Raw genomic sequence first — 26,933 nt, forward strand, 5'->3', positions numbered from 1 at the left:
TGACTGCCCATGCACCTACCAGCACCGCAAGGAGTGTGACGATGGCGATCACGATCTTGCGGTTCATGTCGAGACTCTCCTGTAGGTGGTGGGGATCCTGGCGTAGTAGCCGCTGGTGACGTCGACGATCGTGACCACGGTGCCGGGGCGGGGGGCATGGATCATCTGACCGTCACCGAGGTACATCCCGACGTGGGACCAGATGTTGCCGGGGCCGCCGGTCTGGAAGTACAGCAGGTCACCTGGTTGGAGATCGTCCTTGCTGATGGGGGCCAGGGCACCGACTTGCTCGCCGGTGGTGCGAGGAATGGTGACCTGGCCGCCGGTGGCCTGGTACCAGGCAAAGCGCACCAAGGAGCTGCAGTCGAAGCCCACCGTCCCGTCCAGGTTGCTGGAGGGGCCATTCAGCCCTCCCCCTCCGTAGGAGTAGGTCACCCCGAGTTGGGTACGTGCGGATGCCACGGCCTTCGCACCGGTGGTCGCGTTGCTGGTGACCAGCACCGAGGTGTCCACTCGGGCGTCGTTGGCGTGCTGGACGATGTAGGCGTGGGGGTCCACGAAGCTGCCGCATACGGGGTTTCCCGACGTCCCCACACTCATCTCGAGGTGGAGGTGCGGACCGGAGACGTTGCCGGTGGCACCGGATAGTCCGAGCGCTTGGCCCGTGGTGACCTTCTGTCCAGCAGACACCCCGATGCTCGACAGGTGGGCGTAGTAGGTGCGTACCGGCTGGCCGTCGATCATCCCGTGGTCGATGATCACCTGGTTGCCGTAGGCGCCGCCGGTGCCGGCTCCCGATCCGCCGTAGCCGGCATGGACCACGGTTCCTTGGTGCACTGCTTTGACCACCGTGCCGGTGGGCACGACGTAGTCGTAACCGGTGTGGAAGCCGCACCAGCGCCACATCCGTCCGGCTTGGCGGAACACGCCGCTAGGAGTCCATGAGGTCACCGGTTGCTGCCAGGGCCCGCCGGCCACTCCTACGGCGAGGGAGGCGGGAGTGGAGGCGTACTGGCCCATGGTGGACATGATCTTGGCGACGTAGGCGCGCACCGAGGGATCCCTGGGCATGGTCGCGGGGCAGTCGGGCAGCGATGCCTTCATGCACCCGCGGGCCAGCACCTTGTAGGGGCCGATGTTGTAGGCGGCCAGGGTGAGGCGCTGGAGCTCCTCACCCTGGTAGGCCGTGGACAGATAGCTGGCGTACTCGCACATCAGTCGGCCCTGGGCGACGATCTCGTCGGCAGGATCGGTTGGGGATGCGGTGCCGTTGCCGTTCTCGTCACGGATCATGCCCCAGTTGCTGGGCATGAACTGGGCGATCCCGGTGGCTCCTACCGGGCTGACCGCGGTGGGATCCCAGTTGCTCTCGGCCTGGATCTGGGCGGCGATCATCGGCGGAGTCACCGCCGGGCAGAGACTGCCGGCCCTGGTCACCCACTGCACGTACTCGGCCGGCACCAAGGAGGACAACCCATAGCCCTGCGTCATGTTCTGCTGGCGCATCGCGGACGAGGATCCCGCGATGGAGGTCATCATGACGCTGCTGAACAGCATCGCTCCGCACCCCCCCAGTGCCAGCACCACGAGCCCGATCGCTGACATCACCGCCATCGTGCTTCGGCGCGGCATCATGCGCCAGTCCTCGAGACCGGCTTGCGCGCGACCACCGGCCGTGACCCAGTCACGAGACGCGGCTTGGTCCCTCCTTCAGGTGCTGGGGCAGGCCGTCGAGGGCCAGCTGTGGAGCCGGCGCGCTCGGCACGCAGGTCTTGCAGCGTCCTGCGCTGGGTGGTGGGCGGTTCCACCGTGACGGGCTTTCTGTAGGCTCCGGTTGCCTTGTCCATGCCGCGCAGCACCTTGCCGGCATGGTCCAGTCCCTTGTCCGCCCTGGACTGTGCGACAGGGGCCCCGTCGGCATGGCGTGGCTGGTGTCGTGCCGCGGTGACCCGGGCTGCTGCCTTGTCACTGTGCTTCTGGGCCGTTCCGACGCCGTCGGCGATCTTGTCCACCAAGCTGTTGCCGCTGCGCGGTGGAAGGTCGGGCTTCTGCCCCTCGCGGGTCACCTGTCGTCGCTGGTCGGCGGTGTCGAGGATCTGGGAGCCCTTGTTCGCCAGGGACCGGGTCTTGCTACGGACCTTGTTGTGCCCCTTCACGATGGGCACGATCGCCTTGCCGGCGCCGCTGACCTCCTTGTTCCCGTCGGCGACCTCCTTGTAGGTGTCGGCCGCCTTGTGCACCGTGGCAGTGGTCTGGTGGCTGACCCTGCCGGCCGTGTCCTTGACGGCCTGCTTGGTGCCGTTGACGGCCGTGCGCACCACGGCCTTGGGTCCGCGATCGGTCTTCTGCTCCGCGGTTCCGCTGACCGTGGTGCCGGTGGCGTTGCTCGGCTGTTCGCGGCGCTGGCGCAGGTTGTTCACCATGGTGTAGCCGACCGTGGCGTCGCGCACTGCTTGGCCCCAGTTCATTCCGCGATCCTTCGGAAGGTTGAACCGCCGCCGCAGCCGCTCGGCCACCCCCTCTCCGCCCCGCACCGTCTGGACGAAGTTGAAGCTCAGCAACCCAATTCCCATCAGCAGGACGATGTCCACGATCAGGAATCGGCCGGCCATGGGCAGGTCTTCGGCAGTCAGTGTGCGGCGGACAGACATGAGGATGATGGAGAACATCACCAGGTTGCTGATGATCAGCCACAGGCTGGCAGCGATCGCCAGAAGTCCGTCGATGACCCCCGCCCAGGCGGCCGGGTTCACGATGGCGATCAGGGCTAGGTAGGTCTCCTTGAAGGCCGACCAGAGCAGGGTAATGACGCTGCGGCACAGGACGTACAGGTAGAAGATGATCACCAGGCCGAGGATCACACCGGCCAACATGAAGACCAGGCCAGTGAAGACCCACGCCCAGGATGGGTTGTCGGCGTACCTCTTGTAGGTGCTGTTGCAGCCGCTCATCGCCTTGCGTGCGGTGTCATCGGATGGGTCCCAGTGCGGGCCAGTCTTGAGTGCCTCGTCGTAGACATCGGATGCGGGCTTGCCGTCGGAGCACTTGGCCGAGTCCAGGTCGGCTCCGTAGTTGAGCTGCTGATGAGCGGGTCGAACCAGGGTGTCGACGAGCATCGTGGACAGCTTCAGATTGTCTGGAACCTGCTCGAGGACCTGGATGGTGTCGGACTTGGGCTTGGGTGTGGGCTGCTGGCCGGGAACCAGGACATCGACGCTGGGGTCGGACAGGTCCACTGGCTTACCTTGGACAGAAGAGGAGACCTGGATCGCCAGGCCGCGCGCATAGACCAGGGGCTTGGCCAGACCACTTTCGCTGCCCACCATGGTGGCCACGGGCAGCGCGAAGGTCCCCACGGCCAGGGTGGCGGCCAGACCGCTGGCTGTCCAGGCGAGCATGCCGGAGGCCACGCCCTCTCCGCGATGGATGCGTCGAGCACCGGCCCAGGCGGCCAGGGCGAACAGCAGGCCCATCACACCCTGGCCGGCCACGCTGGTCAGGCCGAGCGGCGCCAGGAAGTCGTCGTGGATGCGCTGGCTCGCCGTGGCCATGGGCGCCACCAGGTAGGGGACCCAATCCATCTGCATGATCCAGTCGGTCAACCACCCGACCATCCCGATCCACCACGCGTAGCAGGTCCACATCATCTGCAGCAGCATCGAGATCGGCATCTTCTCCGGGCTGGTGACCGGGTTGCCGCTGTCGATGGACAGCTGGAACTGGCTCAGGGAGATGCCCCTGCTGTCCTTGGCATTGAACAGCTCCAGAGTTTGGTTCACCGAGGCTGCGCTGTCGGCCAGGGCCGGGACCCCGTAGAAGGTCACAGAGAACACCATGGCCGTGATGGCGATACGCCCTGAGACCGGGATGGAGCGGCGCCTCTCCTGGGTGTGGGCCCGAACAGGCCAGATGCGTGGAAGGGACATGGTTGGCCTCATCCCGCGAACACGGTGGTCTCGGTCGACGCGGATGCTCCGGCCGCGGTCCTCCGGGCCTCCGTGGAGGGAGGCAGGACCTGGACCTTGCCCAGCTGGGCTTCTGCCCCGCGGTACATCCGCAGCACACCTGCTCCGCGGCCGGGGGCATTGTGGCTGCTGACCATCTCCTTGACTGCGGCGCGCTGCTCGGCGTCGGCCTGGTCCCCCAGGAGGAACTGCACGGCAGCATCGAGCGAGCTCGACTGGACCCGCAGCGCCAGCCGGGTACCGATCAGGCTGAGCATGTCCGCGGGAATCTCTCCCAACTGGGTCTGGTAGTGGGTCATCGCGCGCATGTGGCGCAGGTAACGCAGGAACTCCATCTGTCCCTCGGTCGCCTCCGGGCTGGCCAGGATGTGGTGGAACTCGTCGATGTTCTGGTAGGCCGCCTCGTTGGGGTTTCGCAGGCACAGGTGGGTCGAGAACCACGAGAACAGGGCGTAGATCGCGCGCCCCATGCGCTTGCTCTCGTCCATCCGACGGAACAGGTGCTCGGTGCTCAGCTCCTTGTCCGTGGGCATCTTGATGCCGTGCGTACCCCAGATGAGGCACTGGCTGGTCGTGCTGACCGGAGGAAGATCCAGATCGAAGATGGCTGGGTACTTGTCCTTGTCACACCACACGTCGAGCAGGTCGTGGAGCTCACCGGCGCCGGCACGCTGCACCTTGCCGATGTTGGCCAGCAGCTTGGGGATCGAGTCGATGTGGTGCTCGGCCAGGAAGCTGGTCGACAGCGCCTCCTTCAGAGCGATCGACGGCGCTGACATTGCCTGGAGGTCCAGCAGCGTGGACAGAAACTGCTCGGTGACCTTGGCGCCATCCTTCAGCGGCAGGCAGCGCAACGGGTCCACGCTCGAGACGGGGAATTCGAAGTCGACCTTGGCGACCTCGGTGTTGGTGCCCAGGCTGTCAGCGAAGATCGTCCACTCCCGCTCAGCGGTCGTGTCGGTGGCCACCAAGCGCGCTCCCGTGTCGACCATCACGCCGGACAGGGTCATTCCGCAGTAGGTCTTGCCCGAGCCCTGTTCTCCCATGGTCGCCATGGCTGCGGCGCGCTGCTTGTACTCGTGACCTTCACCGAAGGGCTCCCAGAGCACGGCCCGACGAAGGGGCAGGGTCTCGTCGATGAACAGGGGCAAGCCGGTCTCGTGGCCCAGGCGGCTGGTGGTGACCGCTCCCATTGTTGCCATGGTGACCGAGTGGGTGACTTGGTGGTAGGCGTGCAGTTCGGAGGTGATCTCACCTCCGGGCTGGCGGGCCATGAAGGCTGCGTCCTCGGCGCCGATGGGACGTGCCCACTTCACCGGCCCCTTCATGGCCAGGAATGTCTTGACTTCTTGTTCGAGCTTCTCGGGGCTGTCGGCGCAGATGGAGGCGATGATGACCGGTTCGTGTTCGACCAGGCTCTCGTCATCGGTGAAGTCCTCGTTGTAGGTGTCGAGGACGCTGGCTGCGGACTGGAGGCGGCTGAGGTGGGAGTTCGCCGTGCCGACGGTTCCCCCTTCGACCTGATCCACCTGGTTGTTGAGCTGGGTGAGTGCCTTGGCGTTGCGCTGCTGCGCGTCGGAACGGCTACGGCCGAGACCGACGATGCTGTAGTCGACCTGGACGCCGGAATCGTCGATGCGACGCAGGAACTCCATGCTGGGCCAGCTGAGGTTGCGGGGGACGCTGCGCATGATCAGGTGGGCCTGGTAGTTGGTCTCCCCATCCTCATCGGTGACTGCCACCCACTTGTGCTTCCACGGTGCCAGGGACCGCTGGTGCTTGGGCAGGGTGGAGATTCCCGAGGGGTCGAGGGCCGCTCCCTCCAGGCGCGCAGCGCTCTGGGGAATGTCGAGCAGGGCGCGGTCGGCATCGGTGATCAAGGTGGTGAAGTCCTCGCCGGTGCGGCGGATGTGGTGGCGGCGGGCCCATTCCATGATCTCGGGGGTGACGGGCCGGGCCTGGTACTCCGCGGGGATCTGCAGTCGGAAGTCCTCTGCGCGATCCAGGGCGTTCTCGTACTCCTTGGCCGAGGGTGCGAGGGGGGTCAGGCCGCCCATGGCCATGATGCTGCTGGCGGCTGCCCTTCCGGTGCGGGTGATGCTGTCGTGAAGTCCCGTGGACAGTTCTACGGTCAGGAAGTGGCGGCGATGGCCCAGCCAGTGCTCATCCAGCTGGTCCAGCGTCTGGTCGATGATGCTGCCGTATCCGGGGACCTGGTCTCGGCCTGCGCTGAGCATCGCCTCGGCGATGGTGGACGGGCTGGTCCAGCAGACCATCGACTCGAACCAGTAGCGATGGCCGGCGAGGGCTTCCCAGAGCCCGCGCTCCAGAGAGATGTTGTCGAGGGCATCACCTTGGCAGCGGGCGATCTGGAGGGGCTCCTTCAGCCACCAGGTGGCCAGGACTGATCCGGTGGAGGTCCACCGGAGTGGTCCGGCGATGAACTGCTCGGCGGCTGCGGTCATCGGGGGGCTCCTGTCGTGCTGGTTGCGGCCAGAAGGAAGTTCTCCAGGGCGCTGGTGGGGGGGTGCTGGTGGGAGGGCAGTTCTGTCTCGGGCGCTGGCGGGAAGGGTGCTTCGTGATGGGGATCCGTGACCCGCTTGGGGGTCCGAGGCCTCCGACGGGGGTTCCTCGTCTCCGCGGATGTCTGGTCAGTGACCTCGCGGGCTGCGGGGGCCTCGATCACCAAGGTGGGGGCCTCCTCGTGGGGAACCTGCAGCGGCTCGTGCTGGTCTGCTTGGGTGGCGCGCTCGACGAAGCTCACCACTTGGCATCGACTTTCGAAGGAGCTCGGCTTCACAGACCGTGGGGCCCGTCCTGTGGTGGTGACCATGGGGTGCTCGGAGCTGAGGTGCAGGGATAGGCACTTGATTCCGCCAACGAGGTCCCAGATGAGGGACACATTGGTGTAGTCGATCTTGACTGCGGCCCGGTTGACGAACCAGACGGCGATCACGATGGCGCCCAGCTCACGGATGACGTCGAATCCCAGTGCTGATCCCCACAGGGGTCGCGTCACGAACAGGAGGCCCCCCACCAGGGCAGCGGCGCCCACCTGGTAGCTGGTGTAGGGGCCGCCGGGAATGGGTTTGCCGGCCGGGTCCTTGCCTAGGACTGCGGGCTGGCGGCGCCCCTCGGTGTGCCACATGGCGGTGAATCTGTCCATGGTGAGGGTCCTCCTTTCGCGATGGATGGGGTCTTGGATGAGAGCCGGCGACTACTTCGGGGCGCGCAGGTAGGTGTCGACCAGGCTGTTGATCACCTCGCCCATGTCGGCCAAGCCGCCGTGGCCGGCGTAGTAGACGAGGCCGCCGACAACGACGGCGGCCGTGATGCTGGCGATGCCAGGGTTCTTCACCACCGTCTTGAGCAGGTGGTACAGGACGACCAGGGTGATGAAGCCGAGCACGACTGCGGTCAGGGCCGTGGCCAACGAGTTGGCACCAGCGATCGGGTCCATGGGGGGTTCCTTTCAGGAGTTGGGACGTCTTAGCTGACGCTCTTCACGGCCCATCGGCCGCTGTTCTGGGTCAGCGCCACCGTGTAGGCGCTGGGACGTGCAGCCTGCTGCGTAGTGCAGGTGGCCACGATCTGCAGGTGGACTTGGGCTCCGGACACGGTGGGGCTGGGCGAGTCAGATGGCTGCCCCTCCCCCACGGGGGGCGTCGCGCTGCCAGGCATGGCCAGCGCCACCAGCTCCTTCGCGTCCTCCTCAGAGGCGCTCGCCGACAGCAAGCGCACCGACTGGCAGGGCTGGGTGCTGATGGCCGCCGGCTTGAACGCCGGATCTGTCCACCGATCCACGGTCGAGGACTGGGTCAGCCACGCAGTCAGGAATCCCACCGCGGTAACCACTGCCGGATCATTCGCAGAGATGGATTCACGCTGCGCCGGAACCCCTCGTCGGGCAATGGCTCCCGGCTCTGCCGCTCGAGCCGGGAGCGCAAGGATTCCTGTCTGTACGACGCCGTTCTTCGACGTCACTGCTTGGACAGGAACGGAGTACCACTCCCCCGCTCCAGCACTGCCACCTTGGGCGTGGACCGTCACGATCCAGGTCCCGTCCTGGGAGGTGGCTTGGACGGCAGCTGGCTCGACCACCGTGGCTGGCTTGGGTGCCTCTTGGGGGAAGATCGCCTGGGAGGGGGCGGTCACCATTCGCGAGTACAGGGCATCGGTGGTCTTGGTGCTGGTGACCATCCATTGGCGCACGAAGCTGACGGCGGCGGCCTCAACCTGGGTTTGGGAGGTCGTCGTCGAGGTGGTGGCTTCTGATGGGGCGGGGGTTCTGGCTCCGGCACCGGCGCGCACGGCCATGCAGGACGCGGGGCCACACAGGAGGCACAGCCCCAGCACTGCGATCCCCAGCTTGTGACGCAGGGCTTGGGCTTTGGGGACAGGACCGGGCACCCGCACGAAGCGGGACGCTGGCTGGCGCGGTGGCTGGTCACCACGATCAGCACCCGGGAGTTTCAGCTTCACCATGGCTCCTTCGGAGAACTCGTCGGCGCGGACGCGCTGACACTCGGGAGAAGGTGTCGTCAATCGCTGGTTTTTCTCACTGGGGAAGAACTCTTCAGGTTCTTCTCCCCCGGATCCACGGTTGCAGTTTTCATTGCAATTTTTATTGCAATGAATGATTCCATTTGGATACTGGTTCGTGATCCTGCACTGACCTCAACTCGCGCCGCCAGTCCCATCGAGGGGTTCCCCGCCGCAGAACCGTCAAGCTAGGACCATGGACAACTCCCGCCCTGCTCCCCCACCCACACCCCCGGCCGGCCGGATTCTGGATGCGCTCCCGAACGAGGACGAGAACCACGTCGACCGGGAGGTTCCTGCGCAGCATGTATGGGTCAACGGCCAGGAGGCTGGTCTTCTGGTCGGGTGGAGGAAGTACCCGGATCGCGTCTGCGTCCGCTGGTTCGCTCGAGTCTTCTGGTGCCCGCCCAATGCGCCCTATGCCCTGCTCTCGTGGATTCCAGCAGCACAGGTGACAAAGGCCTGAATCAGCAGGTCAGCGTCCGGCCCCTCGCCGCTGCTGACGGCACACCCGTATACGGCATATCTCCGTGTAGTTGCCTCTCTCTTTAGGCTGGCTGCATTGCACGCGGCGCTCACGCCGCACAGCGAGGCTGACAGCTTGGTAGAGGGATTCCCTGCTTGCAGCGAACCTTGCAATGCGCATTGCAACCTGCCGCTGATCGAGCACCCACCCCTGCGACTGGAGCCCGCCCCGCTCCCTGGATCGCCAGCTCCATCCCCACGTTCATGGACGAGCTGACCGTCTGGCCGCCTGACCCTCCGCCACTGCAAGCTGCCTCGAGCTCCCCTCTACGAAGCTCTGGACAGAAATCGGCACCCGTCCAGGCGCACTGGCCCACCTGCAAGAACCTCGACCAGCGCCGAGCCGCTCCCGCACTCCCGGAGCCCAATAGCGCTCCCGGGCTCGTTGGTGAGGTGCGGAGGTGTCTTCTCATCCCTCTTTCTTCTGTCTCTGGCAAGGGTTTATGAAACTGCGAACCTCGGGGGTGTTCGTGCGAACCCTGTGGCGAACCGGCTCTCGATGCACTCGTCTCATCCACCCCGACCACCGCCCCGAGGGATGTCATGAGCAACCACGTCTTCGTCCAGATGAACCGCGAGTGGGAGATTCTGTCCACTACTGACGTCTCCTGCTGGGTCGCCGATGAGCCGGCACTGGCCCAGTGCAGCACCGCAGCCGATGTCCTGGCGGCCATCCCCTGCCAACCCAACGAGGTCCTGCTGTTCCTGGTACGTGAGGCTCAGGCGGGCAACACCCTGGCTGGCCGCATCATCATCCAGACGATGATCGGCAAGCTGATCAGGATGTCCATCAGCGGCCGTGCCCGCTCGATCCCTTCGGCTGACATGGACCTGGTCGCGTCCCTGTGGGAGCGGGTGATGACCCTGCCTCTGTCGGGCCGGCTGAACAACGTCGCGGCACGCTTGGCCCTGGACACCCTGAACCTGACTCAGCACCTGTGGAGCCGGGAGGAGATCTCGAGGCTCTCGCCCGAGGTTGCGACGAAGTTGGTCTTTGATGTGGCACCTGACACGGGAGATGACGACCTGCGCGCGGCCGATGTCCTGGCCATGGGGGAGCAGTGGCTGTCGGATGATGACGCTGAGGTGATGCGTCTGCTCTACGGCCAGGGCGCCTCGGTGGCCGAGGTGGCCGCCAGGCTCGAAGTCTCACCACAGAAGATCTACCGCCGTCGCCAGGTGGGGCTGTCCGTCCTGCGCGACCATGCGGACGAGCTGTTGGCCGCCTGATTGATTGCATCTTTCATTGCAATGTTTATTGCAATGTTCACCGCTGTTTGAACAGTCAGCCTGCCTGCTGTCGTGTCGTGGGTTCCGCTGGGTACTTTTCAGTCCTACATTGAGGCCATGACTTCGGACACTTCCCCTGTGGTCGAGCGCGCCTGGTTCTCGCGCATCGTGGCCCTGAACAACAGCAAGGGCGGGGTCTACAAGACCTCGCTCGTGACCAACCTGGCGGGCATCCTCGCGGCCGGCGGGATGCGGATCCTGCTGATCGACCTCGATCCCCAGGGCGACACGTCGGTGGAGCTCGGGTGCAAGGACCTGGCCTTGGAAGGTAAGCACCTGGCCGACGCCATCCGCGAGCAGCGGCCCCTCGATCCTGATGCCTTCATCCCCGCACGGGAGAACCTCGATCTGGTTGCCGGCGGGGAACTGCTCGAGGACCTCCAGTTCGAGGGCTACTCCAAGGAGGAGTCGATGGACCTGCTCCTGGCCGTCTTCGACACCTGGGTGGGGGACTACGACGTCGTGTTCATCGACACCCCGCCCTCCAGCTTGGTCTACATCTACGCAGCCATGGGCGTCGCCCGGTTCCTGCTGATGCCCACCAAGGCCGACGTTGCCTCCATTGACCGCATGTCCAAGGCCGTCAAGACCATGGCCACCGTCCGTGAACGCAACGAGGTCCTGGAACCCATCGGGGTCGTCCTGACCGGTATCGCCCGAGGCAACGACGCCATCCGCAAAGCTGCCGAGCAGCGCATCCGCGCCATGTCCCTGGGCCCCTACCTGTTCAAGCACACCGTCTCCACCACGGAGGCCGTGGCCCAGGTGGCTCGCGAGCGCAGCCAGCTCATCCACGAGATCGCTGGGACCATCGACGACGTCAAGGACCAGGCGATCCGTGTCCTGCAGGAGAACGAGGTCCTGCGCAAGGCCGGCAAGGAGACCAAGCCGGTGCCGCGGTCACTCCCGGCAGCCAAGAACCTGGCCAAGGACTACATGGACATCGCCCAGGAACTGGCCCAGCGCATCGCCGAGCAGGAAGCCGACACCGACGAGGAGGAGCAGGCATGATCGAGGACGCCGCGGCGGGCAAGGAAGTCATCAAGCCCACCCCCATTGAGCCCCAGGACCTGGGTGGCCTTCTCCAGCGCCGACACAAGCCGAAGAGCAGCTCGATCGTGATCAAGAAGGCTGCCCCCCGCACCCCGGAGAACATGACCACCGCTGCCGAAGAACCGGTGGGGGAGAGCACCGTTCCCCCGGCGGACCAGCCTGGGCACACGCCCCAGAAGCAGGCGCCGCAGCCAGCCAAGAGGCCTGCACCCTCGACGCCGGCAGCAGCCCAGGGCAGTGCCCGACGAGGTCGGCGCCCCCAGTCAGCTGCAGCCAAGAAGGCCGCGGCCGAGCAGCGGGGGAGTGGAGCACGTCCCACGACGCCGCAGATGACGGTCAACGTCGCAGCCCGAACCCGAGCCCTGCTCAACGCCCTACGCCAGCACACCCCGTTCAACAACACCCAGAACGCTTTGCGCGCCCTGGACATCAGTGATGGGCGTGCGGCCGAGATCGTGAGGGCCCACCATGAGCGCCGGCGCGCAGCCTATGAACAGTCGATGGGACTGTCCCGCTTCTCTGCACCCGACGTGACCAGGATGCCCACGCACAAGGTCCCCCTGAGCGTGCGCTTCGACTACCAGATGCAAGAGGTCGTCGACCAGATCGTGGAGGCCTCGGGAGCAAGCGGACGAGGCGATCTGTTCGATGCCTGCATCATCGCCTACGTCGAGTCTCTTGATCTTGATCCCGAGACCCTCGCCCCGGCCTCCCTCTACTAGATCAACCCACATCCCAAGGGCACGGCCGGGCATGGAATCCCGATTCGTGTCGGGCCCCCACCGCCCGGCCGTCGCCCCTAGCGTTCACTCATCCACCCCACATTGGACAGAAACGAACCCAGCTCATGGCTTTGACGCGCGCGAAGAAGACCGCACCGATCGAATCATCCGCCCCTCCCATCACCAAGAAGCAGGACGTGACGCCCACCCTGGCCGCGTCCCGCGTCCAGATGAAGGCCCGACGCCGCCCGACGCTGATCGCCGGAGGCATCGGATTGATCTTGGCCAGCGGACTGGCCGCTGCCTTCGTGGTCAACGAGACCCAGACCCAGAACCACGTCGTGACCGTCCGCAGCAACATCCCGCGCGGCACCCAGATCCAAGCCTCAGACCTGACCACCGCCACCGTCGGATCGATCGCCGGCATCTCGAGCGTCCCGTCATCCGAGGTCAATTCCCTGATCGGCAAACGAGCCCTGATCGACCTCAAGGCCGGCGCCCTGCTGCCCTCCGGCGCAGTGGGTGATGCTGGATACCCGGGCACGGGACGAAGCATCCTCGGTATTCCCCTGGCTCCCGGCCATGTGATGACCGGGACCATCACCCCCGGATCCAAGCTGCGCCTGGTCGTGACCGACCCCCAGGGCAATGCGGCCAAGGACAACCAGGCTGGACAGATCTACGACGCCATCATGGTCGGCGCCTCCAACACCCAGCTCCAGAACGCCGGCCAGGTCATCAATGTCGAGGTGGCCGCCCAGGAAGCTCCCGTCATCGGCACCATGGCGGCCGCCAACCGCATCGTCGTGATCAAGGACGCAGACCAGTGAGCGTCTTCCTTCTCACCGCGGTCTCCGGCGCTCCCGGGGTATCGACGATGGCTCTGGGGATGGCTCTTCGGTGGCCCCGGGCGTCACTGCTGGTGGAGGCCGATGCCCAGCAATCGCTGTTGGCCGGCTACTTCGCAGGGGCCGTGCCACCTGAGCCGAACCTGTCCCAGGTGGCGGTGCGGGCTGCACGCGGCGAGGCGAATCTCGGGGAGGCGATCTGGCATGGCGCCCAGCGGTTCCCCAGTGATGCAGAGCCCAATCGCCGGCTCTTCATCCCCGGCCCGACACCTCCGTGGATGCGGCACGCAGTGGACCAGCGGTGGGGAGCGATGGCTCCGACACTGGCGCAGATGGACGAGGCCGGGATGGATGTCCTTGTGGACCTGGGCAGGCTCCAGACGCCGATCAGCCAGACCCCCGCATTGGTCTCGACGCCCCTGCTGGAGAACAGCGCCCTGGTGGCTGTGGTGATCGAGCCCACCCTGCCGGGGATCGCTGCGGCGAGGATCTTGGTGGAGGGCTTGACGGTGCAGGTGAAGCATTCTGTCCGACAGCCGTTGCTGGGCGTGGTCCTACGGGCGCCGGCCACCGCATCGCGGCGGTGGTTCGGGCCACAGGTCAAGATCCAGACCTACTCCCCACGCGAGATCTCACGCCAGCTCAACGTTCCTGTCCTGGGACAGGTCGAGCACGATGTGGCCGGTGCTGCGCTACTCAATCAAGGACTCGAGTGGGACAAGTCCCCTCTGGCCAAGAACCTCCACTCCCTGGCTCGAGATCTGCAACAGCGGGCCACTCGCCATGCCACGTCACAGGAGAACCCCCATGCCTGACAACCCGTTCGAGAACCTGCGACGATCCCGTGGCGCGCAGCCCCAGCCCATCCGCACCACCCCACCTCAGCCGCTGGCCGAGACAGACGGTGAGGGACAGCCCGCTGCACCCCTGCAAGACATCAACCTGTTCCAGTCGTCCTCGTACTCGTGGGCATCGCCGGACGAGGCTGCCACGAGCACTGCCCCCGCAGCGGTGACGCCCGAGGAGCTGAGTGTGGACTGGCAGGTCGTTCGGGCTCTGCGCCACGAGGTGAGTGGCCGGCTGCAGAAGGCCTTGAACCCTGCCGGCGAGGCATCGAGCCAGCCAGCCTCACGGGAGCGGCGCTGGGAGGTGGGCCAACCTCTGATCACCGAAGTGGTGCGAGCCAGGGCGATGGAGGCCTTGTCGGCCAACAACGAATGGCCCCTGGAGCTGGAGGCCTTGTACCGCAAGGCCATCAGCGACTCCATGTTCGGGCTGGGGCGCTGGCAGCCGCTGCTGGAAATCCCCGATGCCGAGAACATCGTGATCTGCGGCACGCGCCCCGTGCGTGTTGACCACGCAGACGGCCGCCAGAGCTACCTGCCCCCGGTGGCGGACTCCCATGATGAGCTCACCGAGCAGATCGAGCTGCTCGCCAAGAACTCACACCCGCCGCGGGCCTTCGACGTGATGCACACCGACGTCACCATCAACTACAAAGACCGATTCCGTATCCATGCCATGTCGGACGAAGTCAGCGGCGAACCATCGGTGGCGATCCGTCAGCACCTGCACACCCGCATCGGGCTCGGAGACCTGGTCGATGGGGGAGTGATGCCCCACGACGTGGCAGTCTTCCTGGCCAAGGCGGTGGCATTGCGCAAGACGATCTTCGTGATCGGTGACGTGGGTGATGGCAAGACCACGACGATGCGCGCCCTGATCGACGCCATCCCCATGCGCGAGCGATTCGCGACCCTGGAGACCGACCTGGAGCTCTTCGCCCACCTGATGCCCGGCCGCGAATACACGCTGGTCCTGACTGCTCGCGACGGCATGGGAGAGCGCAATGCCGACGGGACCCTGGCTGGCGAGATCCCGGTCGCGGCACTGATTCCCCCGGCACTGCGCCAGTCGATCACCCGGATCATCGTCGGCGAGCTCCGAGGCGATGAGGCGGGCGCCATGTTCGAGGCAATGCAGTCAGGCGCAGGAGCGATGGCCACGCTGCACAGTGCCTCCTGCCAGAAGTTCCCCGAGCGCCTGGCCACACTGGCCGCGCGCAGCCCGATCTACTCCCTGGAAGAGGCCCAGCGCCAGATCGGACAGTCGGTCGACCTGGTCCTTCACATCCGCAAGGTGGACACCCCCCAGGGCCGTCGGCGCTTCGTGCAGGAGATCCGAACACTGACCAACGGCGAGGAACACCGCGCTTCGGGCAGCGAGATCTACAAGGCCGACCAGTGGACAGGGGCACCCATCTCCTTCACGCCGAGCCACATGGAGAACTACGAGGACTGGGATCACATCACAGTCGAACTCCACCGCTACGAATCCGAAACCGACCAGGAGGGTGCAGCATGACCGCCACGGCAGCACTGCTGGCCACGGTGATGCTGATGTCCGGCCTGTGGATGATCGTGGCCGGGCTACGCCCTGGTGAGGTGAAGCCTGGCAAACCCCAACGCACGATTGGACAGAAATGGGCCCACCTGACCCGCCGGCCGGCTGGCCGTGAAGGTCGGCGTAGGGACATCCGGTGGTCCCTGGCCCTGGTCGCCGGGCTCGTGGTCTACCTGATCAGCCACTGGATCGTGGCGCTGGTGGCGGTGCCGGCTCTGGTCATCTTCGGCCCGACCCTGTTGGGTGCCTCGCCCCAGACCGATCTGCCGCTGCTGGAGGCTCTTGACCGGTGGGTGCGCTCCATCGCGATGATCCTTCCCCAAGGCCGCGATGTGGTGCAGGCCATCCGCTCATCCCGCGACAAGGCCCCGGACCTGCTGGGCGACGAGGTCAACCTGATGGTACGCCGCATGGACTCCGGGATGCTCCCGGAAGAGGCGCTGCAGATGATGGCTGACTCGCTGGACAATGCCGAGTCCGACACCGTCCTGGCAGCACTCAAGCTGGCAGTGCGGCGCACGACGGGCGCCACGGGCACGCTGAACTCCATCGCCGACAACCTGCAGGACCGCATCGCGGTGCTACGTGACGTCGAGGCGGAACGCAACAAGCCCCGCCAGGAGGCGCGCAATGTGACCCTTCTGTCGGCCGTCATGATCCTGGGCATCGCGCTGATGCCCAACAGTTACTTCGCCTCGCTGTCGACCCCGCTTGGACAGATCTTGGTGCTGGCGTGCGCCGGCACCTACTGGTTCGGCTCGAGCTGGATGTACCGCATGACCAAGCCCCGCCAGCGGGCCCGAATCCTCATTGCCCCCAGGAGCGAGTCGTGATCCTCACCATTGCCTCACTGAGCATCGGAATGCTGTTGTGCGGGGGAGTGCTCCTGCTGGCAGCCTCACTGCGCACGCCCCAGCCAGACCTCGCCACAGCCCTGACCACGCTGTCGTCATCCACGCCCGTCGGCGCGATCCCCGACGCCGAGATCTCCGCGGACTCCTTCATCGAGAAGCTGGGCGCCTGGGTACTGCGCAGCACGCCCCTGCAGCCGTCAACAAGTCAGCGCACCCTGCTGCGCCTGTCAGGAGTCAGCCACGCGGAGTTCTACGGCATCCGCGTCCTCTACGCGCTGGTCCTTGCCTGCGCCCCATGGTTCTTCCAGCTCTGCTTCACCATGGCCGGCATGGCCATGTCGGTGGGCCTGCCAGCGATCCTTACCGTGGCTCTAGGCTTGCTGGGATGGATGCTGCCAGCCATGCGATTGGGACAGCAGCAGGAGGCGGTCAACGACGACACCTTGGAAGCCTTCGGTGTCCTGCTCGACCTGGTGGTCCTGGAACGCATGGCGAACGCATCGGCCATCGACGCCATCACCCGGGCGGCCTTCGTGTCCCGCGCCCCGCTGTTCGTCCAGGTCCAGCAGACCCTCAACAGGGCCGTGCTGGAGAACGTCCAACCCTGGGACGGGTTGCGCGCCCTAGCCGAAGACATCCAGCTACCTGAACTCAATGACCTGGTGGCCATCGCACAACTGCAGAGCGAGGGAGCAAGCCTGGTGGGCTCCCTGCGGGCCCGAACCGTAGAACTGCGCAATGCCTACCTGCTGCGCATGCAGAACGAGGCCACCCGTGTCACGCAGCGCATGTCCTTTGCCAAGCTCTTGCCACCGATGTCCGTGGTCCTCCTGATCATCGGCTCCGTGATGCTCAACCTGGTCCTGTCCTGAGCCGAGCACGACACGAAACTCGTTTCGTGTCGCCCCTCCACAACGGCCACCGTGCCACCAGACTTCACCGGGACAGCCACCAGAGGACAACCCCAACGCTGTTACTGCACCAATCCACAAGGCACAATCAGACGCGCTGAACCACAGCAAATCATCAGTATTTCGTCATACTTACAGGAGGCACCCCCCATGAACCCCATCACCCAGGCCCTCATCCACACCCAGCTCGCCCTCAACGAGGCCCTCACCAAGGCCCCGGCCAAGCGCGACGAGCGCGGTAGCGGCAGCGTCGAGCAGCTGGGCTGGATCGCCATCGCCATCGCCGTCATCGCCTTGGTCACCACCGGAGTCATCGCCTTCATCAAGTCCAAGATGCCCGCCTGATCCATGTCCTCACCCCTGCAGCGAGACAGCCGCGGCGGTAGCTCGACCATCGGCTACCTGGGCTTCATGCCTGTCCTGATGCTCCTGATCTTCGGAGCCCTCCAGGTCGGGATGCAGTTCAGCGCCCGCACCGCGGCTGTCGCTGCTGCACGCGCCGGCGCAGACCAAGCACGACTCATGCCCCAAGGCGACGCACAGCACGCCGCTCTGGTCGTAGCCCACCAGGCCGACCTCGGCGACCCACAGGTCACCATCGACCGCGGGACAGAAACCGTCACCGTCACCGTCACCGGACGCGCCCCCTACGTCCTGTGGAACTCCACCGCACGCGGCAGCGTCACCTATCCCGTGGAGCGTGCCTCATGACCCGCACCGAACGCGGCGGCGCTCCCGGCGTCGAGGTGGTGATCATCGCCCCGGTCATCCTGGTGTTCGTGGCTCTCGTGGTGATTGCCGCTCAGGTGGCCATCACCCGTGACGCCGTCACCAACGCCGCCGGGGCAGCTGCCCGAGCAGCCACCCAGGAGCGCACCGCTCAAAGCGCTCAGGAGACCGCGCGGGCAGTGGCCATCGCCACGACCGACGGTTCGCCCTTGCGCTGCCTCGACCCTGTCGTGTCCACCGACACCTCCGGGTTCGGTGTTCCAGTTGGGCAACCTGCCCAAGTGACCGTGCAGTTGAGCTGCACGGCGGAGCGCAACTATCTGGGCATCCTCAACGGCGGGCGCCGGGCCTACCAGGCCACATCCAGCGCACCCCTCGACAGCTACCGCGAGAGGTGATGGCCATGACATCCCCCATCCCGGACCAGCGCGGTGGCTCTTACGGCCTGACCGCCATCGGCATGGCCTTCGTCACAGTGCTCGTCGCCGGTCTGGTCGTGGACACAAGTCGGCAGTACTCGGCAGCCTCCAATGCACAGTCCGCAGCTGCTGCAGCGGCCCGGGCCGGCGCAGATGCCAGCGCGACCCAGCGGCTGGCCGGAAGCCCGGTCGATGCAGCCTCGGTCAGCTCTGCTGCGCAGGCCTATCTCGCATCAGCCAATGTTGCAGGCACGGTGAGCGTCCAAGGCACCACGATCCATGTGACCACCACAGCCACCGTCCCCACCGAGTTTCTGTCCGTGATCGGCATCAACCAGGTGCGTGGCAGAGGTGACGCGACCGCGGAACTGATCACCCCCTGAACCCCCACTTGAAAGGAGCCATGATGCGGCGCGTAGCTCATGGACTGGGATCGCTGATCCTCCTCGCTGCGATGCTGTTCGGCCTTCCTGCCCTGTTGCTGACCGCAGGAGCCGACCTCATCCCAGCGAATGTGAATGTCACCGAGCTGACCCGTATCTTGATGACGCCGGACAACACCGGCGCTGCCCTGGTTTGGCTGATCACCCTGGCAGCGTGGATCGCCTGGGCCGTTTTCACGGTCCTGGTCATCCTCGAGGTCATCAACTTGGCCTCCGGGCGCCGTCTCAATCTCCATCTGCCGCACCTCGTGGGCGCACAACAGGCCGTGAGTGCACTCCTGCTCGCGGTCATCGCCATCGCAGGAAGCCCGAGCAGCGCCATGGCTCATCCAGGCACCGCCCCAGCACAGTCGGCCACAGCCGCGTCCGCACCCCAAGCACCGGTCAAGACCGCTTCCACGAACTATGTCGTCGAGCGAGGGGACACCTTGTGGGACATCGCCGAAGAGCACTTGGGCGACGGTGAGAAGTACCCCGAGATCGCAGAGGCCAACCACATCTCGCCAAACGCCCTGCTGCTGTCTGGACAGAAACTGACCATCCCTAGCAACCCAGGCGCGACGTCCAGCGCCGCGTCTCGCACAGTCACCGTCGAGGGAAGTGACTCCCTGTGGTCGCTGGCCGAGGACCACCTGGGCGATGGCCACCGCTGGCCTGAGATCTACCAGGCCAACAGGAACGCTATCGGCAGCAATCCCAACATCCTGGCCGACGGCATGACCCTCGCCATGCCCCAGGCCCAGCAGCCCATGCCCCAGGCCCAGCAGCCCAAGCCCCAGGCCCAGCAGCCCAAGCCCCAAGCCCAGCAGCCCAAGCCCCAAGCTCCTTCCCAGATGCCGACGCCCGCGAGCGCACCGACGACTGCCCCCATCCAGGCTCAGCAGCAACCCACTAGCTCGCAGGACACCGTCTCCGAGGTTGGACAGAACGAGAACGTGCGTGACGGGATCCTGGCAGGAGCCGGCCTGATCCTGGCTTCCTCCCTCGTGACCACCATCGGGATGCGCCGTCGACGCCAGCTACGGGAACGCCAGCCTGGCCAGACCATCTCCCTGCCCAACGAAGAGGCCCAGCGGCTCGAGACCAACATCCGCACCCATGCGGTGCCTCTGACCGTCGAGCGACTCAACCTGGTGCTGCGGGCCATCGCCCACCACTGCTTCAAGAAGGATCAGGATCTGCCGATTCTGTCCGCTGCGCGCCTGGCGAACGACCGTATTGACCTGCTGCTTGCCGAGCCGGCCACCTGCGCTCCCGACTGGGTAGAGCTGATAGCTGATGGATCGGTCTGGACGATCCTTCCCGGCCGCAGTGATGACCTGCCCTTCCAGAGCGATGACCTCATGGATGTTGCCGCGCCGTACCCGGCGCTGGTCAGCATCGGCCACGACGACGACAACGCACTGATCCTGATCGATCTGGAGAATGCCGGCGCGGTGACCATCGCCACCACGGACGATGCCGAGGCGGAGAACACGATCCGCGCCATCGCGCTAGAGCTCGCCCTGGGGCCCTTCGCCGAGGATCTCAACATCACTCTGGTCGGCCAGGTGTGCCCCGGTCTCGAGACTGCCCTCGCCGAGCCGACCGTGACGCGCGTCACCGACGTCGACGCGTTGATCATGTCCCTGACTCAGCGTGCGGACCAGCAGCGCGCCATCCTGACCGAGACCGACACCAGCGTTGGACAGAATCGGGTGCAGAACGCGGCTGACGGTTGGGATCCCGAGATCATTCTTCTCGACCAGTCCCTCACCGAGAACCAGGTGGCCGGCCTTGCTGATCTGCTCACCGAGCTCCCGAGAGTCGCCGTAGCAGCTATCACCACCGTCGAACAGAACCTGTCGCCGTGGCGGCTCACTGTGGGGGGCTTGCCACGCACCGCCGTCCTGGAGCCCCACAGCTGGGAACTGAGCCCGCTCTACGTCTCCGACGAGGACTACCGCAACGTGCTGGAACTGCTGAATACCTCGCAGGTCGGCACCGCCCAGCCAGCCTCATGGTGGGACCAGGAGACGCAGACCGAACTGGCGGCCCTCGAAGCACTGGAGGAGCAGGACAGCGAGGAAGATGCCACGGAGGTTGACGAGCTGCGTCTGGCCGCCTTCCAGTCCCCTGTCCCCGAGGTCACCGTCATCCGTCCCACGACCAAGCCGTCGCCGGTGCGGCCGCCGCTGCCAACTGCCGACCTGACAGCGAACCTGGCCAAGCAGGCAGCCTGGCTAGATGACGAGGACGAGAAGGCGCCCACCGATCTCGCCTCGACGGGAAATCCCAGCGTGTTGCCACCCACCGCGATCTCTCATCATGTGGCCGGCGCCGATCAGCCCTATGACCTGGTCTCCATTCCCGATCCGACGACCGGGCAGACTGCTCCGATGCTGCGGATCCTGGGACCAGTCACCATGTGCAATGCAGCCGGCACGGCCGGGCGTGCTCAGCGTCGGTGCCAGGAGACGATGCTGTACATGCTCGAGCACCCGGGCTGCACCACTGCGGATCTAGCCGCGGCGTTCGTGATCTCGGACAAGACGGTCAAGCAGAATGCTTCCTACCTGCGCAGCTGGCTTGGACAGGATCCCGAGGGGAAGCCGTACCTGCCGTCGGGGATTGGGGGATACCGTCTCGACGAGCGGGTCACCACTGATTGGCACATCGCTCGCTCGCTGCTGGCTGGTGGAGTGAATCGCGCCACGACCGACAACCTGGTGCAGGCGCTCAACATCGTCCAGGGCGCCCCCTTCGAGGGAGTCACATCCCATGCCTTTGCCCAGGCAGAGATGCTGCGCATAGAGATCGTTCAGTCGCTCGTCGATGCTGCCTTGAGTCTGGTCGACCGCGCGCTGGAGGGCAATGACTTGGCACTGGCGCGGTGGGCCACTGGGAAGGCCCTGCAGCTTGATCCTCACTCTGAGGCCTTGGCTACTGCCCGGATCCGCACGGAGTACCAGGCGGGCAACTTCGCCGAGGTTGACCGTCTGATGCGGTCGCTGCATGCCAGTGCGCGAGCAGCCCAGATGGACCTGTGTCCCCAGACCGAGGATGTCCTGCGCAAGGTGGCCGCTCGATGATCCCTGCGACCTCGGTCATCCTGGCTCTTGCCGCGGCCCAGGATGGTCACACGCTCGAGGAGCTCGACACCTTGCTGCCTGGTGGCACCGAGGACCTCGTGGTCGCTCTTGGACAGATCTGTACGGCAGGAGGAGCGTCCTGCAAGGGGGACCGGTGGAAGCTGACTACCAGCCCCGCTGAGGCGATCTCGCGCGTGATCAGACACTGTGAAACGACGGCAGCGTCCTCCATGGCGCCGACAGGGGAGTAAGCAATGGACAGAAACCGTTTCATGCCGGCTCCCACAGCCTGGTGGCGTTGTGCCACCCTGAACACGACTTCACACCAAAAGGAAGGCCTCTCCCATGATCGATCGTGACCAGCTTCACCTGACGCGGATGCGCTGCGTGGCTGTGCTCGTCGCGGGCGCGGCCTTGATGGGAGGGTGCTCGGGCAAGGTGGACGTGACACCGACGCAGGCTGCCTCAAGTCCTGCTGCCACCTCGGCGGCGCCCACTCCCACGCCCAGTTCGGACACGATGGAGAAGGCGGCGATCGCGGCCTACAAGAAGGCCTTCGAGACGTCCGATGCCTATGCGAAGGCAGGTGGTCTGGCCCCGGGCAACATCGTTCCTCCTGAGCTGGAGGCCGTGATGACTGGTCAAGCCTTGGACGATCAGGTGGAGGAGCTGCAGCAGGTCTATCAGCTCGGCCTGGACCGACAGGCGGGAGAGTTCGTACTGGGGAAGATCCGAGTGTCGGACAAGGAGCGGGCTGGATCGAGCTTCGCTCTGGAGAGCTGTGAGGACGGTTCCTCCATCGTAAATAAGCGCCAGGACGGGAGCATCTCCCATGGCCGGTTGATCCACAAGACCACTTACTACGCCAAGGTCGACGGTGTAGTGAAGATGACCTACTACTGGGGAGACGAGGTCAAGAAGTGCCCCGTCGTCTAAGCAGGTGTGCGGTGTTGGCCGCTGGCCTTCTTGCCGTCACACCGGGTATCGCAAGTGCTGGGGGTGCCGGTGGTCTGGACGGTGGGGTTGAGGCCGGCGGTGGCGCCGATGTCACGGGAACCGTGACGTACCAGCAGGTGCAGCAGGTCCAAGGTGGTTCGGGGCCGGCTCAGGCCTCTTTGATGAATGGCCGGCCCACAGAGCTCGAGGTTCTGCAGGCGCGCATCCGTGCCAGTGTGGCCGAACAGAACTGTCGGCGTGTGACTCTACGTCTGGAGACTGCGACCAAGAACAAAGACGCCGCAGATGCTGCGGCGAACCAGAGCTACCTGGACCAGAACTGCAAGCCCGGTGCCACTGCGGGCACCATCGCTCCGCCGGCCTGGGTGCTCGGCACACAAGCGGTCGCCCAGATGAACCTCCCGGCAGCTCCGCCGGCCGTCGGTCCCGACCCGTCACTGAACGAGTGGAACATGGCCGGCGTCGGGTATCCGCTGTGGCTCTCTGTGCCGGGTGCAGTTACGCAGAACGCGACCGCCTCGGTTCAGGGCTATGCCGTCACCTTGGCGGCCAGGCGCACGTCAGTGAACTTCACCATGGGCGATGGCGGATCGGTGGACTGCGCCACGTCGACGCCCTGGTCACTCTCGGTGACCCCAGGTGATGCCTCACCCGACTGCGGCTACACCTACACCAAGGCCTCGAAGCCGGGACAGTACAGGATCGTGGCGACCACGAACTGGGAAGTGACCTGGTCCGTGCTGGGGGAGAGCGGCGTGATCCCTGTCACCAAGTTGGGTGGCACGGATCTGACGGTGGGGGAGCTGGAGGCTGTGGTGACCTCCTCGGGCAACAGCTAGCCATTTTTGTGTCGCAGTGAGAAAACGAGGGCGCTGCCACCACCTTCCTTGAAGTGTGAGAAACTTCTGGAAAACTCCCGTTTGTGCAAACCGACCCGCGTGTTGCGGCCCCACCCGGCGCGTCGCTCCGCAAGGATGGATCCATGCCGACTCGCCGCTTGACTGGCCGCAAGCCACTGACCACCGAGGATCGTCACATCCTCGGGATGAAGGCGACGCCTGCAATGGTGCAGGCCATCGATGCGATGAGCACTGTCCTGGAGACCTCCCGCGCGAACACGGTGCTGTTGTGCGTTCTGCGTGGCGCCAGCGAGCTGGCGGTCTCATTGGACTTCGAGCCGATCACGCTGCCGGACTATGTGGAGAAGATCGCCCAAGGCGCTCAAGCGCTCCCGATCTCGGCCCACGACTTCCTCGAGTCGGAGCCGCCGCTGGTGATGGTGCCGCCGGCCCGGGAACCGATGTTGATGGCACATGTCCCGGTATCGCGCTTCGACCGGCTCGAGGAACTGGCCGAGCATCTCTCGGTGCCCACTGGTCGGCTGTGCATCTGGGCGATGGTGTGGCATCTCAACAAGCTGCGAGCCAGTGCTGGCTTGGAGCCCCTCGAACTGAAGCCTCGCGTCCAGCGGGAGCTTCCAGCGGTGCTGAAGCACCTCAGCGCCCGCACATCCACCCTGGACGATGCCCAGGATCCCTTGATCCCAGGCGCGTCGGTGAAGGAGGCGCTTCTGGTGAGTTAGCCCCAGAGACGACGAAAGGCCGATCCAGAGGATCGACCTTCGCCGCAATGAAAAGTGCTCTGAGCGGAAGAGACGCCAATCAACACCGCTCAGTTCTGATGGACACGAGGACCATCCGAGGCTGTGGAGCTGTTGTTGACTCCACGGTAGCAAAGCCGAGCGCTGGACAGAAACAGCGCCGCGCCATTCCTCGATCGTGTTGCACCCAAAAACACCTGGTGCACGACGGATCGATCAGGAGCTACCAATGACCACCCCCCACCCCCGAGGCGTGGGCAACCCCCCGGACGCCCCACCAGGCGCCCAAACAAAGCCCGTGACCAACGAGTGGTTCGTGAAGATCACCCACCACGAGATCTCCACGCTGCCGCATGACGCCCTGCTGCTGCTCGCCCAGATGAGGAAGCGCAGCTACCGCGACACCAACTACAACCGTCACGGCTATGCAGATCTTCAGGCGTGGTGCGGATGGTCCCAGGATCCCGTCAGGGGAGAGTCGCTGGACCGGCGCACCGGACGGGCCATCGCAGCACTCGTCACTGCCGGCGTGGTCCTGCGGAAGAAGGACTACATCGTTGACCTGGGCCTGTCCCTGCCCAAGTACAAGGTTGTCGAAGCCGACCCCGCCACCTGCGGGCCCTGGGAGAAGCTCCCCTTGACTACGCTTGAGAAGATCCTGCAGGTCGCCCAGGAGACCTCCTACAGCGCGGCAGTGCTGCTTCACCACTGGCTGGCCTGGCGCATGCTCTGCGGCAAGAACCAGTCCACCCAAGCGCCCTTGAAGGCCGCGGCCGCACTTCTCTCGTCAGTCTCGCCCTGTTCCCCCGAACGGGTAGGTGCCGTCCGACGCTGCCTCAACGACCACGGGCTGCTGTTCATGGTCCAGCCCAGCGGGCGCCCAGCCACCGTGAGCACCTCCCCGCTCACCCTGTCCATCGCCGAGGACCGCACAACAGATCCCACCGACCAAGGCGCCGAAATCGGGCCTATCACCTCCTCCGCAGAACCGGTTTCGACCCCTTCCGCACCCCCCCCGATCTCGTCCGGTGACCACCCCGGATCTCGTCCGCCCTCTTGAGGAACAAGACACACCTTTGACAATGGGAGACCCTGGGTTCGGCCCGCAGGGCCGTGTAAGTAAGCCAGCGCGCGAGCACGTGACGGCGGACAAGCCGCCGACGAAGAACCTCAACGCACAGCACCAACCCAGCGGCCGCAACAACGATCCCCACGCTTGGGCAGCCCGCCGTCTGGTCAACCAGCAACGGCTCCTGGCCGATGCCCCCGTCTTGCTGCGCTTGCAACTGATCAACCTCTTGGCCAAGCGCTCCCGACGTGCCGCAGACCAAGGCCAGGTCTTCGATTGGGAAACAGCCGCCCGATTCGTTCATGAGCGATTCGCTGACGCCGTGGCCGATGACGAGCTGATCGGCCACGAGGCCATGCTGCTCAGGCAAGCCCTGGCCAACATGCGAGCCGACCAGCTCGCAGCCCCGAAGCATCTCGAGGAGACGCCGGCCGTAGGTGCGATGGACAGAAACCAGACAGTTCCACGGCCGCCCAGCGGCCCGACCCTGGAGCAGCTCGCCGAGCAAGAGATCCCTGCTGTCGTGGACGACAACACCTTGGTCACCGCCCGCGCGATCGAACTGGCACGCATGACCCTCGAGGCTCTGGCCCACGACCCCGCCACTGATGTGAGATCCCACCTCGCGCAGCTGACCCACCCCCTGCGAGGCGCTCCCGGACACGAGCTGGTGACCCTGTTCAGCACTCGCAGCGTCATCAGGGCCTACGAGGAATCGCTGGCTGAAGCCGAGCACCGTTCCTGGAAGGAGGACCACCAAGCCGCGGACCCCGCGATCCAGGCCATGATCCTCGCCAGTCTCGAAGAAGCACGCAGGGCCGCATGATGCTCATCACGACAGCTGATCTGTTCCCGATCAAGCTGTCCGGCGCCAGCCGAGATGAGACTGAGCCACGCGGGGGATCACCAAAATGAGACTGTCCCCAGGGACAGCGAAATGAGACCAGGGCTGGCTCACGACCAGCGGCAGTACAGGACGTCGATCGGCTACCGCGGCACAGTCCACGAGAGGCGGGGATTCGGTCCAGCGTGGAGCGTGATTGAGAATTGCGGCCATGGGGATTCGCATGATCCCGGTGCCGCCGCGGGGTGCCGTTGACGAGGTCGTGGTTGATCGCCGTACGGGCGAGTCTTGGACTGTGCGGGTCGAGCCCTTCGAGCTGGCGCAGACCGTCGTGACCTGCGGGCAGTGGGACCAGACCCTCGGACTGCCGGGCGATGCGGCCTTCGCCGGTCACCCCAGGACCGGCGTCAGCTGGCGGGAGGCGATTACTTTCTGCAACCGGCTGTCCATTCGAGAGGGGTTGGAGCCGGTCTACGAGGTCTCGCAGAGGATCGTGGCGGAGCCGACCCAGTGGCGTCCGCACAGCGAGCCTAGACCTGATGACTGGGACGTCGTGTGGAACCACCACGCAGACGGGTACCGCCTGCCCAGTGATGCGGAGTGGCAGGTCGCGTGCCGCGCGGGAACCACTGGCGCGCGGTACGGGGCGTTGGATGCGATCGGCTGGTACGCAGGGAACTCTGGCGGA

25 protein-coding genes and 1 pseudogene are annotated in these 26,933 nt (G+C 65.6%); 20 read left to right on the plus strand and 6 right to left on the minus strand.

What is annotated here, in order from left to right; genetic code table 11:
• Positions 1–63: 63 nt before the first annotated feature.
• From ACHFFZ_RS08610 to ACHFFZ_RS08635, 6 genes are all read right to left on the minus strand, one after another.
• Positions 64–1,635, minus strand: coding sequence for a peptidoglycan DD-metalloendopeptidase family protein (locus tag ACHFFZ_RS08610; protein ID WP_394276232.1), 1,572 nt, complete (start codon positions 1,633–1,635; stop codon positions 64–66).
• Positions 1,632–3,836, minus strand: coding sequence for a hypothetical protein (locus ACHFFZ_RS08615; RefSeq protein WP_394276233.1), 2,205 nt, complete (start codon positions 3,834–3,836; stop codon positions 1,632–1,634). The genes ACHFFZ_RS08610 and ACHFFZ_RS08615 overlap by 4 nt, the downstream gene beginning before the upstream one ends.
• Before the next feature lie 98 nt (positions 3,837–3,934).
• A complete protein-coding gene (locus tag ACHFFZ_RS08620) occupies positions 3,935–6,430 on the minus strand; it encodes an ATP-binding protein (protein ID WP_394276234.1) in 2,496 nt (831 codons plus the stop codon).
• Positions 6,427–7,131, minus strand: a complete 705-nt coding sequence (locus tag ACHFFZ_RS08625) for a hypothetical protein (RefSeq protein ID WP_394276235.1) — start codon at positions 7,129–7,131, stop codon at positions 6,427–6,429. The genes ACHFFZ_RS08620 and ACHFFZ_RS08625 overlap by 4 nt, the downstream gene beginning before the upstream one ends.
• A 51-nt stretch (positions 7,132–7,182) precedes the next feature.
• The gene (locus ACHFFZ_RS08630; RefSeq protein WP_394276236.1) at positions 7,183–7,425 is read right to left on the minus strand and encodes a hypothetical protein; all 243 of its coding nucleotides are present in this window, start codon (positions 7,423–7,425) and stop codon (positions 7,183–7,185) included.
• A 29-nt stretch (positions 7,426–7,454) separates the two neighbouring features.
• Positions 7,455–8,450, minus strand: a complete 996-nt coding sequence (locus ACHFFZ_RS08635; protein ID WP_394276237.1) for a hypothetical protein — start codon at positions 8,448–8,450, stop codon at positions 7,455–7,457.
• 1,125 nt (positions 8,451–9,575) lie between these two features.
• Here ACHFFZ_RS08635 and ACHFFZ_RS08640 point away from each other — a divergent pair.
• The 20 genes and pseudogenes from ACHFFZ_RS08640 to ACHFFZ_RS08735 all read left to right on the plus strand — a co-directional run.
• Positions 9,576–10,262, plus strand: a complete 687-nt coding sequence (locus ACHFFZ_RS08640; protein WP_394276238.1) for a hypothetical protein — start codon at positions 9,576–9,578, stop codon at positions 10,260–10,262.
• A gap of 117 nt (positions 10,263–10,379) precedes the next feature.
• Positions 10,380–11,333 carry a ParA family protein gene (locus ACHFFZ_RS08645; protein ID WP_394276239.1) on the plus strand — a complete coding sequence of 318 codons (954 nt, stop codon included), beginning with the start codon at positions 10,380–10,382 and terminating at the stop codon, positions 11,331–11,333.
• A complete protein-coding gene (locus ACHFFZ_RS08650; protein ID WP_394276240.1) occupies positions 11,330–12,097 on the plus strand; it encodes a hypothetical protein in 768 nt (255 codons plus the stop codon). Before ACHFFZ_RS08645 ends, ACHFFZ_RS08650 begins: the two co-directional genes overlap by 4 nt.
• A 125-nt stretch (positions 12,098–12,222) precedes the next feature.
• Positions 12,223–12,927, plus strand: coding sequence for an SAF domain-containing protein (locus ACHFFZ_RS08655; protein WP_394276241.1), 705 nt, complete (start codon positions 12,223–12,225; stop codon positions 12,925–12,927).
• Complete coding sequence (locus ACHFFZ_RS08660; protein WP_394276242.1) at positions 12,924–13,760, plus strand: hypothetical protein; 837 nt, start codon at positions 12,924–12,926, stop codon at positions 13,758–13,760. Before ACHFFZ_RS08655 ends, ACHFFZ_RS08660 begins: the two co-directional genes overlap by 4 nt.
• Complete coding sequence (locus ACHFFZ_RS08665) at positions 13,753–15,309, plus strand: ATPase, T2SS/T4P/T4SS family (protein WP_394276243.1); 1,557 nt, start codon at positions 13,753–13,755, stop codon at positions 15,307–15,309. Before ACHFFZ_RS08660 ends, ACHFFZ_RS08665 begins: the two co-directional genes overlap by 8 nt.
• Entirely contained in the window at positions 15,306–16,181 is an 876-nt protein-coding gene (locus ACHFFZ_RS08670; protein ID WP_394276244.1) for a type II secretion system F family protein, read from the plus strand. The genes ACHFFZ_RS08665 and ACHFFZ_RS08670 overlap by 4 nt, the downstream gene beginning before the upstream one ends.
• Positions 16,178–17,074: a hypothetical protein gene (locus ACHFFZ_RS08675; protein WP_394276245.1), complete on the plus strand. Its 897-nt coding sequence runs from the start codon at positions 16,178–16,180 to the stop codon at positions 17,072–17,074. The genes ACHFFZ_RS08670 and ACHFFZ_RS08675 overlap by 4 nt, the downstream gene beginning before the upstream one ends.
• Before the next feature lie 189 nt (positions 17,075–17,263).
• The gene (locus ACHFFZ_RS08680) at positions 17,264–17,458 is read left to right on the plus strand and encodes a hypothetical protein (protein WP_394276246.1); all 195 of its coding nucleotides are present in this window, start codon (positions 17,264–17,266) and stop codon (positions 17,456–17,458) included.
• A 3-nt stretch (positions 17,459–17,461) separates the two neighbouring features.
• On the plus strand, positions 17,462–17,824 hold the full coding sequence (locus ACHFFZ_RS08685; RefSeq protein ID WP_394276247.1) for a TadE/TadG family type IV pilus assembly protein: 363 nt from the start codon (positions 17,462–17,464) through the stop codon (positions 17,822–17,824).
• Positions 17,821–18,240: an ATP/GTP-binding protein gene (locus ACHFFZ_RS08690; protein WP_394276248.1), complete on the plus strand. Its 420-nt coding sequence runs from the start codon at positions 17,821–17,823 to the stop codon at positions 18,238–18,240. The genes ACHFFZ_RS08685 and ACHFFZ_RS08690 overlap by 4 nt, the downstream gene beginning before the upstream one ends.
• Before the next feature lie 5 nt (positions 18,241–18,245).
• Positions 18,246–18,644 (plus strand): pilus assembly protein TadG-related protein, encoded by a 399-nt coding sequence (locus ACHFFZ_RS08695; protein WP_394276249.1) that lies wholly within the window; start codon positions 18,246–18,248, stop codon positions 18,642–18,644.
• A 380-nt stretch (positions 18,645–19,024) separates the two neighbouring features.
• Positions 19,025–19,237: pseudogene (locus tag ACHFFZ_RS08700) on the plus strand (LysM peptidoglycan-binding domain-containing protein); the annotation flags it as partial.
• 570 nt (positions 19,238–19,807) lie between these two features.
• Positions 19,808–21,775, plus strand: coding sequence for a bacterial transcriptional activator domain-containing protein (locus ACHFFZ_RS08705; protein ID WP_394276256.1), 1,968 nt, complete (start codon positions 19,808–19,810; stop codon positions 21,773–21,775).
• Between the two features lie 345 nt (positions 21,776–22,120).
• A complete protein-coding gene (locus tag ACHFFZ_RS08710) occupies positions 22,121–22,711 on the plus strand; it encodes a hypothetical protein (RefSeq protein WP_394276250.1) in 591 nt (196 codons plus the stop codon).
• Positions 22,712–22,722: 11 nt separating this feature from the next.
• On the plus strand, positions 22,723–23,571 hold the full coding sequence (locus tag ACHFFZ_RS08715; protein ID WP_394276251.1) for a Tat pathway signal sequence: 849 nt from the start codon (positions 22,723–22,725) through the stop codon (positions 23,569–23,571).
• Between the two features lie 83 nt (positions 23,572–23,654).
• On the plus strand, positions 23,655–24,314 hold the full coding sequence (locus ACHFFZ_RS08720; protein ID WP_394276252.1) for a hypothetical protein: 660 nt from the start codon (positions 23,655–23,657) through the stop codon (positions 24,312–24,314).
• Positions 24,315–24,561: 247 nt separating this feature from the next.
• Positions 24,562–25,392, plus strand: a complete 831-nt coding sequence (locus ACHFFZ_RS08725) for a hypothetical protein (RefSeq protein ID WP_394276253.1) — start codon at positions 24,562–24,564, stop codon at positions 25,390–25,392.
• A 22-nt stretch (positions 25,393–25,414) separates the two neighbouring features.
• A complete protein-coding gene (locus ACHFFZ_RS08730; RefSeq protein WP_394276254.1) occupies positions 25,415–26,227 on the plus strand; it encodes a hypothetical protein in 813 nt (270 codons plus the stop codon).
• A 229-nt stretch (positions 26,228–26,456) separates the two neighbouring features.
• On the plus strand, positions 26,457–26,933 hold a 477-nt coding region (locus ACHFFZ_RS08735), incomplete at its 3' end, for a formylglycine-generating enzyme family protein (protein ID WP_394276255.1).

Source organism: Luteococcus sp., assembly GCF_043424415.1.
In the GTDB taxonomy this organism is placed as follows: Bacteria; Actinomycetota; Actinomycetes; order Propionibacteriales; family Propionibacteriaceae; genus Luteococcus.